This window comes from Sinomicrobium oceani (assembly GCF_900119185.1).
GTDB lineage: Bacteria > Bacteroidota > Bacteroidia > Flavobacteriales > Flavobacteriaceae > Sinomicrobium > Sinomicrobium oceani.
The window spans coordinates 1-12684 of record NZ_FPJE01000045.1; the positions used below are offsets into that span (position 1 = coordinate 1).

The 12684-nt window shown below is 37.1% G+C and carries 14 protein-coding genes; 4 read left to right on the plus strand and 10 right to left on the minus strand.

The annotated features are described in order from the left end of the window. Window positions 1-238, minus strand: a 238-nt coding sequence (locus BT112_RS21120; protein ID WP_072319441.1) for a transposase, incomplete at its 3' end; no start/stop codon positions are given. A gap of 632 nt (window positions 239-870) precedes the next feature. Between BT112_RS21120 and BT112_RS21125 the strand changes: the two genes are divergently transcribed. The 4 genes from BT112_RS21125 (at window position 871) to BT112_RS21140 (ending at window position 5959) form a co-directional block, all read left to right on the plus strand. Further along, a complete protein-coding gene (locus BT112_RS21125) occupies window positions 871-1089 on the plus strand; it encodes a hypothetical protein (RefSeq protein WP_072319442.1) in 219 nt (72 codons plus the stop codon). 128 nt (window positions 1090-1217) lie between these two features. Next, the gene (locus BT112_RS21130) at window positions 1218-2054 is read left to right on the plus strand and encodes a GLPGLI family protein (protein ID WP_072319443.1); all 837 of its coding nucleotides are present in this window, start codon (window positions 1218-1220) and stop codon (window positions 2052-2054) included. A gap of 27 nt (window positions 2055-2081) precedes the next feature. Continuing rightward, a complete protein-coding gene (locus tag BT112_RS21135; protein WP_083565030.1) occupies window positions 2082-4730 on the plus strand; it encodes a carboxypeptidase-like regulatory domain-containing protein in 2649 nt (882 codons plus the stop codon). Window positions 4731-5086: 356 nt separating this feature from the next. Beyond that, a complete protein-coding gene (locus tag BT112_RS21140; protein WP_072319444.1) occupies window positions 5087-5959 on the plus strand; it encodes an Abi family protein in 873 nt (290 codons plus the stop codon). Between the two features lie 309 nt (window positions 5960-6268). On the opposite strand, the gene BT112_RS22160 is transcribed toward BT112_RS21140, so the two are convergent. The 9 genes from BT112_RS22160 to BT112_RS21180 all read right to left on the minus strand — a co-directional run. Further along, window positions 6269-6436 carry a hypothetical protein gene (locus tag BT112_RS22160; protein ID WP_317039620.1) on the minus strand — a complete coding sequence of 56 codons (168 nt, stop codon included), beginning with the start codon at window positions 6434-6436 and terminating at the stop codon, window positions 6269-6271. Between the two features lie 43 nt (window positions 6437-6479). Then, complete coding sequence (locus BT112_RS22165; protein WP_317039621.1) at window positions 6480-6773, minus strand: transposase; 294 nt, start codon at window positions 6771-6773, stop codon at window positions 6480-6482. A gap of 203 nt (window positions 6774-6976) precedes the next feature. Next, window positions 6977-7225, minus strand: a complete 249-nt coding sequence (locus BT112_RS21150; protein WP_072319445.1) for a hypothetical protein — start codon at window positions 7223-7225, stop codon at window positions 6977-6979. A gap of 212 nt (window positions 7226-7437) precedes the next feature. Further along, a complete protein-coding gene (locus BT112_RS21155; RefSeq protein WP_072319446.1) occupies window positions 7438-8445 on the minus strand; it encodes a virulence RhuM family protein in 1008 nt (335 codons plus the stop codon). 573 nt (window positions 8446-9018) lie between these two features. Then, window positions 9019-9678, minus strand: coding sequence for a hypothetical protein (locus BT112_RS21160; RefSeq protein ID WP_139276344.1), 660 nt, complete (start codon window positions 9676-9678; stop codon window positions 9019-9021). Between the two features lie 160 nt (window positions 9679-9838). Continuing rightward, window positions 9839-10324 carry a hypothetical protein gene (locus tag BT112_RS21165; RefSeq protein ID WP_245777085.1) on the minus strand — a complete coding sequence of 162 codons (486 nt, stop codon included), beginning with the start codon at window positions 10322-10324 and terminating at the stop codon, window positions 9839-9841. A gap of 140 nt (window positions 10325-10464) precedes the next feature. After that, window positions 10465-10638 carry a hypothetical protein gene (locus BT112_RS22025; protein ID WP_217652467.1) on the minus strand — a complete coding sequence of 58 codons (174 nt, stop codon included), beginning with the start codon at window positions 10636-10638 and terminating at the stop codon, window positions 10465-10467. 235 nt (window positions 10639-10873) lie between these two features. Continuing rightward, window positions 10874-11848: a hypothetical protein gene (locus BT112_RS21175; RefSeq protein ID WP_072319450.1), complete on the minus strand. Its 975-nt coding sequence runs from the start codon at window positions 11846-11848 to the stop codon at window positions 10874-10876. A 598-nt stretch (window positions 11849-12446) separates the two neighbouring features. Next, window positions 12447-12684 (minus strand): ATP-binding protein (locus BT112_RS21180; protein ID WP_175545857.1); only part of this gene is annotated, 238 nt, incomplete at its 5' end.

The window sequence follows — 12684 nt, forward strand, 5'->3', positions numbered from 1 at the left end:
TATCGATATCAAAACTGCCAAAACGGCTTTTAAGCGTCTTTTTCCCCTTGCCATTGCGCTTATTGCCTTTGGTACGCTCCTGATCATCCAGATGGGCATCCATCTCTGCTTCCAGGGCCTTCTCGATCACGTTCTTTAACATCGGGGCTAAGGCGCCGCCTTCCCCGAAGAGGTTCTTCCCCGACATAAACTGTTCAAGGATCTTTTTCTCTAAATCTGATTGTGCTTCGTTGCTCATAATTACTATCTGAATAAAATTAATAATTTAAATCTATTCAGACAGAGTTCAGTTTACACCCTCGGCAGAGTAGGTGCTTTCTAAATATTCCACAGACCCCACAATACACTTAATCCCCAATACCCTCACTTCCTGCTTTATGCTCCCTACTTCCCACTCCATCCTTCACACTTCGTGCTTCCTGCCCCATGCTTCGCGCTTTCTTCCAGCCGTCTTAACAAGTCCTTTCCCTGGCGTTGCAAACGCCCGGAACGATAGGCACTCGTTTCCGCTTTGCTCAAACGAGCGCCAGTGGGGAGAGAACGCAATACAATCGTGCACCAGTGGGGGGAAGTGACTGCCTCTGTTTTTTCCTTTTTTACAGTTTTATACAAAAGAGGTATTCGGTGCAAAAAAAATCTCCATTATAGAAAAGGAAAACCATAATATTTATAGTCCCATAGTTATATTAATTGATTAGGGACTTTTTTGTATCCTTACCGAAATTTCTTCAAAATTATGTGTTAAAAAAGATTTAACTACACAGATTTTTCTTGTATTTGTTGTATTATTTTAATATTTTGGTAACCTTTTCACGGAAATTATTTCCATTTTTTTTAACCAATTTTATTTAACTTAAAATTCATTGTATTATGAAAAATTTACTTTTATCGGTGACATTTGTATTCGCCACGGTTCTAACTTTTGCAAAGGAAGAAAACTCATTGGAGTATAATTGGGATTGTGTTAACCATAATTTTTCTTGCGGGGGATCAGGAACTATTTGTTTTGAAGAGGAAGAGTCTGAAGTAGAAGTTGTTGTACGAATACAGGAATTTGATGATTATATGTGCGACGATTGCGATTGTTAGTCTAAGTAAAATTCTGATTAATTCTGCCCCGGCCTCCATTAAAACCGGGGTAGAATTAGTGAAGAATATTTATTTGCTTTGACAATTTCATTCAGTAAGTAGCTTTATTCCTTTTAAAAAATATTGATATGAGTAAGTTTCAGTTTTTATTTTTATTTATGATTTCTTTCTATTCCTATTCCCAAGAAATTCTTGACTCTGAAAGAATTCGATGCACCTATACTTTGCAATATCAGATAGACTCCACTAATGCCGAAAATATAAGAGAAGAACTCATGGTATTGAGTATAGGAAAAAAGAACGTCTCAAAGTTTGAGAGCTATAACAAGAAGTATAGTGACTCGCTCATGAAAGCTATAATAGAAAGTAATAAAGGGAATAAGGCTGTTTTTCTTAAGGAAGCGTCAGAAGTTATTCGGACTTCCCCCAAAACGAAATTTCATTATAGCATCTATAAAAATTATCCCCGAGGCAAAATAACAATCGTAGATAAGATTCCTGGGAATTTTTTTTTGTATGAGGAAGAAATGGATAAAATAAATTGGAATATCCAATCGGATAAAGAAACTATATCAGGTTACGAATGTCAAAAAGCGACGGGATATTTTGCAGGGAGAAATTATATAGCCTGGTTCACCAATGAAATTCCTATAAACGACGGCCCATACAAATTTTCAGGATTACCGGGGCTGATTGTGAAAATTTCAGATATAGAAAATCATTATGTTTTTACTCTGAACAGCCTCCAAAAGATTAACAATAGTACTCATATCCATTTTATTTCACCGGAGTTAAAAACTATTAAAACATCTAAAAAGGAGGTTTATAAGGCATATCGTAAATTTAGAGAAAATCCGGTACAGGGCTATGCCGAAATGGGGTTTTCTGCTGGTCCGGAACAGGACCGAAAGGTCAAAGAACGATTTAAAAGAGAAAACAATCCTATTGAGTTAATAATAGATTAGTTGTGGTTTTAAAGAAAAATTCCATATATGCCTATAATAAAAAGATATTGTTCTTTTCTTTTTTACATATTGTTCTGTATTACAGGGAGTTCACAAACCATTATTAATGGAGAAATTACTGATCAAAATGGTATCTTTTTGTCTTCAGCGAATGTTACTGCTTCGGAAATAGAAAATACCACAGTTTTGTCTTATGCCATTACAGATAATGAAGGGCAATATACTCTAAAAATAAATTCCACTTTAGATACTTTACAAATCAGGGTATCTTATCTTGGGTATGCAGCCGAGGAAAAAGTTGTCCCCAATCAAAATCAAATCTTGAATTTCGAGCTTTCAGAGACGGATATAGAACTCAAAGAAGTTCAAGTAAAGGCTCTACCTATACATCAAAAGGGAGATACTATTCATTATGCAGTCAATGCCTTTAAAGATCAGAAAGATAGGTCAATAAGTGATGTTTTAAAAAAGCTCCCTGGCATAGAAGTTGAAGCTAATGGTAGAATTCTATACCAAGGAAGTCCTATTCAAAAGTATTATATAGAAGGTCTGGATTTATTGGGAGGAAAATATCATTTGGCAAATGAAAATCTCCCCGCCGATGCAGTTTCCGGGATTCAAATATTGGAAAATCACCAGCCCGTAAAAATCTTGGATAGTCTGGTCTTTTCAGATCGAGCTTCTTTAAACATCAAACTCAAAAATAACATTACCGTTACCGGGACGGCACAGGCTGGGATAGGCTTTTCTCCTTTGTTATGGGATATTAATCTTACCCCTATGCTGTTTACCAAAAAGCAGCAGATGATTACCTCTTACCAAACCAATAATACAGGGAATGATGTGTCCCGTCAGTTGGAAGAACTCACTATTGAGGATATTTTGGAGGACCGGGAAGATCGATCTGTCCATAAAGAATGGACAGGAATACAGCAGTTATCTACTCCTTCATTTTCAGAAAGGTTGTGGCGGGATAACAATATTCATTTGCTAGGTACCAATTACCTGACTCGTTTAAAAAAAGATATAGAGCTAAAAACGAATGTTTCATACCTGAATGACTATCAACAACAAACCGGTAATACTTTCACCCGGATATTTATCCCTGGAGATACGATAAAGATTCTTGAGAATACGAGTAATGACTTGTTTTTAAATTCCTTACAAGGAAAATTTTCATTAACCAAAAACACAAAGAAAGAATATCTGAAAAATGATTTGGAACTGACTCATCGTTGGAACGCACAACGTGGTTTTATTGAAGGTAATGATTCCCATATATTACAGGAGGCCAAAATTCCGTTTTCATCGATACATAATAAACTGCAATGGATTATTCCAATAGGGAAACAATTAGTCACCTTCAATTCAGTTCTTAATTATACTGAATCAAATCAGAAATTGGAAGTGATTCCAGGGCAGTTTGAAAATCTGTTGAATAATCATATAGCTTTTGACAGTATTGCTCAAGATGTATATGAAAGAGGTTTTTATACCCACAATTCAGTAAGTATTATAAAGGGATATAAAAAATTTACTTTTACTCCAAAAGTAGGCATTCTGCTACGGAACCAGAATTTAAATAGCAGGATTTATACTGTTGACAACCAAGAGGCTTTAGCTAATTCTTTCCAAAACAATCTCGATTTTTATCAATCTTCAATGTATGCATCTCTAAGTACAGAATACAAGAACAAATCTTGGAAGGTGAGATTTTCAATGCCTTTCAAGTTACAATCTTTTCACGCAAAGGATGCCCCTTTGGATGAAAAGCAGAAAATAAACAGATTTACCTTCAACCCCAGACTTTCTCTTACCAATGATCTTACAGCTTTTTGGAAAACAACATTTTCTGCAGGTGTTGAAAACCAATTTGGAAGCATGGATCAACTATATTACGGATATATTTTGACGAATTACAGAAACATACGCCGATATAATTCCCCCATAGCGGAACGCCTCAGACAAAATTACAGAATGTTATTACGATACAGAAACCCTTTAATCTCTCTTTTTGCCCATGCTTCCTATTCTTTTGCTCATGTAAAAAATAATTTTCTTTTTGATTATACTTATGAAGAGGGAGGAACCACTATTGTAGAAACATTGATTAAAGACAACTATACTACTATTCACGATATGAATTTTAGGGGCAGTAAATATTTTAGCGAAATTAAAACAACTATTTCTGCTGAAGCGTCAACCTCATTTCAAAAAAGAAACCAAGTATTAAATGGAGTATTGTCAGAGGTGAGAAATCAATTCATCAGGATAGGGATGAAGACTAACACCGAAATTACTGATTGGTTGACCACGGAATATAAAAATAGTCTTTCTTTCATATATACTAACTGGGAGGGGCAAGCATTTGACCAAATAAAAAATCAAGAACATCACATTGACTTAAACATATTCCCGGCAAAAAATCAATATTTAGGTATAAACTCTGAATTCTACCATAATAATATTTCTCCAAAAAACCGTAGCAATTATTTTCTCCACTTATTGTATCGTTACACTATAGTAAATAAAAAAATAGACATAGAAGCAAATTGGTATAATGTACTCAATACTAAAGAATTCACTAATGTTTTTAATTCCGGGACATCTTACGTACAGAGTACCTATAATTTGAGGCCTTCTCAATTCATTCTAAAAGTGAGTTTTTCCTTTTAAGATTAATTCATAATGCTTTAGGTTAGGTGGTTTGAAAACCAAGCCCGCTCCCACCGGATTATTAGGAACATAGCTTACCTTTTCCTGTATGCCCCACTACGGCAAAACTTACAAAATACAGGCCTTCCGGATTGTGGAATTTGTAGTTTCTGCTCATAGGTTAAAGCTACTCAATTTTGTGGTACGGTTGTGGAACTGGCAAGAAGGGAGAGAACGCGATACAATCGCTCACCAGCGTGGGGTCTATACCGGGTAACATAAGCATGCATGTCTTTGGGATGGTTGGAATTTTATAAAAAATTATTTATTGGAAGGATAAATTATCTTTGTTATTGTTTAAAATACGGTCGGACAATATGGGAAAAGTAGCTACAACAGTTGATGAACAGATAAAATTGCTCACAGACAGAGGGTTAATATTAGATTGCGGAGAACAAAAAGTTAGAGAGCACTTGTTGGATATTGGCTATTATAGACTTGGCTTTTATTGGAATCCTTTTGAAATTGATGATGAACATAACTTTAAAAGAGGCACAAATTTTTCAACAGTAATCAATCTATACTACTTGGATGTCGATTTAAGGTTTTTACTTATGAGGGCTTTAAATAGAATAGAAATTAACATTAGAACTCAAATCATCTATATGGTTTCGAATCATTATAAAAACAGCCCTACCTGGTTTTCAGACCATAAAGTAATGAAATCAAAATTCATTGACGATTTTCCAAAATTTTATAACCAAAAATTTATTGATAACAATAAACCAATAAAAGAACATCATAATAAGTACATAAATGATATTTATGCTCCTGCATGGAAAACTATGGAGTTTTTGACCTTTGGTAGCATCTATAGTATTTTTTACAACCTAAAAGACAATGATTTAAAAAAGAAAATAATTCAATACTATGGCATCAAGAAAGTAGATGTATTTATCAATTATTTCAGAACTATTATTTTTATCAGAAATATCTGTGCTCATAGTGGACTGCTTTATGATGCCAATACCCCCCTGGCTGTTAAACCTACTCCCCTTATTAAAATCAACAGAAATAACAGGCATTCTTTAAATACAGCCATTCAAGTTATTATATATTTTTTAGGAAGAATTTCGACAAACCGAAAAGTGGATTTAGAAAAGGACATACAAGAATTATACGTTCAACACAAACAAAATAAAGAAATTAAGGAGATTATTGAAAATAAAATAGGGTATGAATTTTGCTAATATTATCTATAAAATATAAGCTATAAGTTATATTTTTGTATCTTTGCATTAAGAATTACAGTGCCCAGCTATGCATTTGCCATAGTACTGCACTTTAAAAAAGTAAAAATGCCCAGATTTTCTCTGGGCTTTTTTATTGACGAAAAGTGTAAAAATGAGGCTGTTTAAAAAGTTTTAGGCTCATCCTGGATCCAAAATCACCCACTAAATGCTATTTTCCTATCCCTTCAACCGCCTCCACTTTCACCACCTACCGCCCCGCTACCGCACGATGGTATCGTGTGGCCTAAACTATCTATGTTTTTTTCTTTAACCAAAATACTGAAAAACAATAATATGATCCAACAGCCCTTTTCCTCCTGCATAGTCCGTCGCACTGCTGTAAAGATAATCCTGTGGCTTGGAAACCAAGCCCGCTTCCACCGGATTGTTATGGATATAGCTTACCTTTTCCTGTATAACCTTGTTGCTCCACAATGCAATAGGCTTGTTGTGTCATGTCTCCAAAACTGATGCCCGTCTACATTGGACGATTTTTCCGCCGCTTTTTTAAACTGTTCCAACAAAAACTCTTTTCTGCTCTCCGTGGGTTATTCTGTATGGCCTTTACCACGGCTTTGCTTGTAAACCGCTTAAAGTCGCCCAACAGCAAGGCCGGATGTTGACCCTTTATGCTCCTGAAGACCAAATGCACGTGGTTGGTCATGATGCACCAGGCTATTATTTCTATACCTTTCTCTCTTTGGCAAAATGCCAAACTTTCCAACAATAGGTTTTTATACACATTCCTGCTAAAAACGTCCAGCCACTCCACTACGGCAAAACTTACAAAATACAGGCCTTCCGGATGGTGGAACTTGTAGTTGCTGCGTATAGGTTAAAGTTACTAAATTTTGTGGTACGGTTGTGGAACTGGCAAGAAGGGAGAGAACGCGATACAATCGCGCACTAGCGGGGGGATGTTCTGCATCTTACAGGTGCCCCCCCGAAGGGGAGAACAATCAGACAGAGTTTAATTTACAGACCGTCAGGTGTTATTATCAATTCGGCTTTATCGGAGTCGTACATTCCTGTGAGGAAATAACATCCGTCTCTGAGTTCACCGAGTCTGGCAGATAACTTATTCAGGAAATTTTTCTCAATGTTTTTCTCATTTTTTACAACATCATAGAACATGTGCTCATTTGTTTCAAACCAATTCCAGAAATCATGGTATGTTTTTACGGTGGCTTCCTTTTTTCGGAAAATATTTTTTAACAAACTCATACTAACGTTTTATAAATGTTAGGTAGTCTTTTTAATCTTGCCATTACCGGGCGGGGGTTATGAAAATCAGCGGATGTTCATTTTAGTACCAGACAACATCATTTAAAACTCTCATTATATTGCGTATCGCTTTTTAAGTACACTTCGTAGAGCATGGCTCGGAATCTCCCCAATCCATTCAATGCCGGAATCTTTATAGGAATCCTATTTTTTCATTTCCCTTTTTTCAATTTTTCTTCCAGCCCGTTGAGTTCCTTCAGATCTGCTTCATCCGCCTTTTGCGCTTCATCCGCTTTTCGTCTTTCATCAAACAAGGCGTAAATTTTCCTCACTTGTTTTTCCATCAAGGCATTAGAAATGCTACCGGCATGCTGTAAGACTTTCTTGTCCTGAAATTCCAGAATTCTGTCTACATTCTCCCGCCAGAACCATATGGTAATGTCTTTTCGGTTTTTAGCCCTAAGTTCAGCACTTTCCAAAAACAGTACCACCAGCCGGTTGAGAATGTCTATTTCATCATGACTGAGGTAATTTTTCGCTATAAATATGTCCTGTTTCCGTACAATACTGCCTTTCCAGGAAGTAAGGTTCATATTGGGCTGGGAGGCATCTGCTCTTGAAACTACGATTTCGGCGGCTGTTTTTCCGGTAACAGCATACAGCAACTTGTTTTGCGTTTCGGCAAAAAACATTTGGGTAGCTTTGTCGGTGGCGTCATAATCACTGCTAAGAGCAAACAGGTCCCGTACTTTCTGGTAAAATCGTTTTTCAGAAGCACGTATATCGCGAATACGCTCCAGCAATTCATCAAAATAATCGGGGCGACCATCCGGATTTTTCAGACGCTCATCATCCATCACAAAACCCTTAATCATGTACTCTTTAAGGTTTTGGCCGGCCCACTGCCTGAACTGAGTTCCTCTTTTACTTCTCACCCTGAAACCTATGGCCAGTATCATTTCCAGTGCATAGAATGTAACCTGGTATTGCTTACCGTCTGAGGCAGTTGTAAAGTAATTCTTTACAACTGAATCTCCATTTAACTCGTTGTCTTCCAGTATGTTTTTAATGTGCTGGCCAATGTTTTGCTTGGAGGTGTCAAAAAGTTCCGCCAGTTGGCTTTGGTTCATCCACACCGAGCCGTCTTGCGCGTAAAGCGCTATAGATGCTTTGCCGTCCGGAGTGTTGTAAATGATGATATTTCCTTTGTTTTCACTCATTCCAATACCGTTTTTTCTATTTTCTTTTTCAGTATTATTTATTTGATATGTCTAACAATTCCTCCCGGATTGATGTTTAACCTTAATCGTCATTCTGCTACAAATTCTCCTTCGTCCAATCCCTGTGGATCAAACAAGTTATATTTATTGTTTACCTGTTTTTTTGCAAAATCAATAAAGGCTGCAAACCCGTAATATTAAGAAATTCGACCAAAAAGCCAATCCGTTTTGTAATCGATATATTCTTAATAGCTTGGCAATATCCAACTAATGTATCCGGTCACATTTTCGCTTGACCAACTGCTCTAATCAGTTCTGCATACCCCCTCGCTACCGCCGGTTTGCAACTGGTGGCCACAACAGCAGGCCTGCACTTCCATTCCTTTTCCTTTCTACAATAGGGCATACTTTCCTCGACACCGGCCTTGTTATAAAACCTTGCCTGTCGGCAGGGTTGTAGTTTCCGCTCATGTCCTAAAAATATAAAAACTACACTCTTAAATCATAGCTTTTTGTGCTAAGGTGCATTACGTACTTATGCCCGCCACTAGTTGCAAACTGGCGGTAGCGGGCTTAATGCTTCTGCTTTAATTTGTTAGACCATATTTTTATATCCGTATAAAGGTATGGGATTACAAAAATCGCCGTTCCCAGTGTAAGCATATAGCCCTTTTGGGATATAATTAATGTAACATTAAGAAAGACCAGGAATGCGCAAAAAAGATATGCGCATATCCGAATACATATATTTTTCAATGACCACTCTTTTTCCGGGCCTTTTTCTTCGACTTCAATATCCAAAAGTTCAAATATCTCCTCTAGCTGATTTTGCTTCTCATAGTTATATATTTGGCGTGCTGCGTAAATCACGACCATTAAGAAGATGGCTATAACCAGTACAGGGAACCAATACCCCAACAGGCCAAATTCGATAAGACCATCAGAAAAGATCAAAGCCGGGAATCCGATGATAAAAATGGCTAATAACAATTTTCCTACGGGATTTGGTGTATCGGTAATGTCAACCAGATGATCATTTGTATTGAGTTTAAAGGTGAAAATAGGGTAGAAGGATGAGTTCCAGGTATTTTGTCTCCAGATCTTAATTTGATGTTTCCCAATCTCCCCGGTAGGTTGAAGGTTACGTAGGAAAACCGTCCGGAGATGATGGAGGAACGTATCCTCCTTTTCCACTCCGATTAGGTTTTCAATGTCTTTTTTAGTGATTTCCAATGTTTCAGTGCCAAGATCAACATCCTCAAATATAAACAATTCTATTTTCCCCTGGCATATTCATATTATTCCCCAGCGGTTCTGACGAATTTAAACGTCAAATTTTTGTTCATGTAGAAATGGAAAACAATAAAACTGTAAAGGGCAGATTTATTGTTTATCACGCATACCCATTAATATAAAGTTCCGAATAGGCCCCGGTATCCAGGTTTACTTTCAGACTGAAGTAGCAGTTTCCACCATCTTCTACATCCACGATATCCGATTTCCAACGCTCGTCGATCCAATCGTTACAAAAGAAATTTATCCAAACTATTTTTTGTCCTTCCCGGTTTATTACCGGTACATATTGTCGTTTATATCCTTCTGTTTGCAGTTCAAACCCAGTTGCTGTTCTCGGGTGTTCCGGGTATTTCCGGTTATGGCCCTCCAGGGCCTTTATTTGCCGTTCGTTGTTTTCGCGGATGGCCCGGAGTATTATTTTTTCCGTTGCACTGCGTTCTGTTTCGGATAAGGTGGAAGGTTGTACATCCTTAAATATCCAATGCCAGTCTTTTTTATAGTTGAGAATAGCATAGGTAGAATCGGGGGCTCTGAACTCCATATTGGCCTTGTCCGTAGCTTTTGGCTGTTTATTACAGGCCATAAGCAGGAGGAGCGATATTATTGTAAAAGATTTAAAAGGATGCATTAGACTTTATTACTTATTCCACGCTATCACGGGCGGTTAATTTCCGGCAAATTATCCAATTTTTGCCAAAGTTTAATACGTTATCTCATATGAGATCACCCAAACCATTTCCCAAACAGAACAATCAGAAATACAATCCCGGTAACTATGACGATCACTATACCGAATAGTTTCAGGATTTTCTTGCGGTCCCTGAAATCTCCTATAAGAAGGGACTCCGTATTGGCAACAATGCTGTTTTTCTTTAATATCCGGTCAACTTTTTGCATATCAGAGACAGAGAGGAAATACCGGATTCCGCTATCGGTAAAAGATTGTTCCTTTAAATCTGCGTAATATTTTATACCGTTTTTCCGCAATTCGGATTCAAAGATTATTTGGTCCTTTTGAAAAACGTATAGTTTGTAGTGAGGATTTACTTTTATGTCAAAGCTTGGTTTGGTCACAGTATTGTTTTAATGTACAGTCGCAGCGCCTTCAGCATACACTTTATAGATCGGTTTTTTACATCATCTCAATCAGTTTGTCAGTTAGTTCGTTTATTTGATCTTCATTTTCTGCAACCTTTTGAATTATTGCCAAATACCTTTGTTCCATCTTTTCATTCTCAAAAATCAGTTCATCATTTTGATATTCCCATGTCCCATCATATTCCTTTAACAACGCCAGGAGGTCAATCAAATTCCGGCTGTATGAAATGTGGGTATCCATAAGCGGAATAAAGACTGGCCTTTGAATAGAATCCTTTTTATTAATTCCTTTAACTACCCCTTTTAGTGTTTGATTGTCTTTAGGGATATTTTTAAAAAGTTCGCTTACCAAAGATTTTCGGTTAGTAAAGTATTGTTTATATACTTCGGACTGATTTTGATAATGTTCTATTACGGCAATTTGGTAATTGTATTCTTCTGGTGTATTTAAAACAGAAAAGTCCAGGATTCTTGGGGTCATTACAGAATCATAAGATTTTTCCCAGTTGGTCATCTGTTCCTTGTTCAGAGTTACAAACTTTTGAAGTTTCCTGTAAACTTCCTGTTCATTGCCAGAGCTGTTTTGAATTAATTTTGAAAGACTTTCATCAACATTAGAAGAGAATTCCTCATAAGCACTAATCGCGTCTTCTTCGTTACTGATTTTCTCTTTGTACTCTGATAGAGACCTGGTCATGTTATTCATACTTTCCGTCTTTTCTTTACGGATGGCCCCTATTTCTTTAATCATTCCAAAACACATAAGGACCAGTACAAAATTGAAGGTATATGTTCCGGCATATGCTTTCCGCCTTCGAATTAGCCAGACTAAAAAAGCGAAAATCAGAGGAATTAACCCCACCGTTACTATCGAACCGAGAAGATGCCCGAGACTGTAAGCATTTATCCCATCGTTTCTCAAAAAGATTAATGCAGAGATCCCGATGACTATTCCAGCAAAAATCCAATTGGCTCTGGATAGCTTAAACCGGCTTTTATTTTCCTCCATGTTTTATCCCAAATTGTGTAACATATAAATATAGACAATTCCTGTTTTGTGATTATCAAAAGGCGTGGATACGCGGTAGCAATGTCACATACTTCTTCGTATTCAAGAACTGGCCAAAAGCAAAAAAGGCTTCATCCAGTTTTTTCAAATCTTTTATGTTTTGCAAAAACGTCCAGCCACTCCACTATAGCAAAGCTCACAAAATACAGGCCTTCCGGATGGTGGAACTTGTAGCTGCTGCACATAGGTTAAAGCTACTAAATTTTGTGGTACGGTTGTGGAACTGGCAAGAAGGGAGAGAACGCGATACAATCGCGCACTAGCGGGGGGTATTTTAGGAATATGAACTTCATTTGGTTTCGTGTTCTGCATTTTTCTTTATGTGCTCTAAAACCCGGTTGTGAATTTTATGTACGATGTAATTGCTCCATAATCGCCAATAAAATTCAGGCCTGATGTTATGATAATACCAGGTAGTTCCTTCCAGAAGTGTATTTCCGTTTGGTATGGAAAGAACGGACAAAGTGAGCCACCTAAAACGGATAAAAGTGAGCAGTGTAAATGAAGTGTTTAAAATCGATTCATTCTTGGTGTAAAGTTAGCTTTTATTTCTTAGTTTTTTCCGCATAGATTCTCCCTTAATATTAATCCGGTGTGCGGTATGTACCAGGCGATCTAAAATAGCGTCCGCAATAGTCTGTTCCCCGATGGTTTGATGCCAGGCCTCTATAGGAAGCTGGGAAGCCATAATGGTGGAGCGTTTTCCGTGCCTGTCTTCGATAATTTCCATCAACGTTTGCCTATTGATATGATCTAAGCCTTTTAATCCAAAATCG

Coding starts and splice junctions, on each gene's coding strand:
- BT112_RS21125 (WP_072319442.1), top strand. CDS start 871: ATGAAAAATTTACTTTTATCGGTGACATTTGTATTCGCCACGGTTCTA.
- BT112_RS21130 (WP_072319443.1), top strand. CDS start 1,218: ATGAGTAAGTTTCAGTTTTTATTTTTATTTATGATTTCTTTCTATTCC.
- BT112_RS21135 (WP_083565030.1), top strand. CDS start 2,082: ATGCCTATAATAAAAAGATATTGTTCTTTTCTTTTTTACATATTGTTC.
- BT112_RS21140 (WP_072319444.1), top strand. CDS start 5,087: ATGGGAAAAGTAGCTACAACAGTTGATGAACAGATAAAATTGCTCACA.
- BT112_RS21150 (WP_072319445.1), bottom strand. CDS start 7,225: ATGAGTTTGTTAAAAAATATTTTCCGAAAAAAGGAAGCCACCGTAAAA.
- BT112_RS21155 (WP_072319446.1), bottom strand. CDS start 8,445: ATGAGTGAAAACAAAGGAAATATCATCATTTACAACACTCCGGACGGC.
- BT112_RS21165 (WP_245777085.1), bottom strand. CDS start 10,324: ATGGCCTGTAATAAACAGCCAAAAGCTACGGACAAGGCCAATATGGAG.
- BT112_RS22025 (WP_217652467.1), bottom strand. CDS start 10,638: ATGCAAAAAGTTGACCGGATATTAAAGAAAAACAGCATTGTTGCCAAT.
- BT112_RS21175 (WP_072319450.1), bottom strand. CDS start 11,848: ATGGAGGAAAATAAAAGCCGGTTTAAGCTATCCAGAGCCAATTGGATT.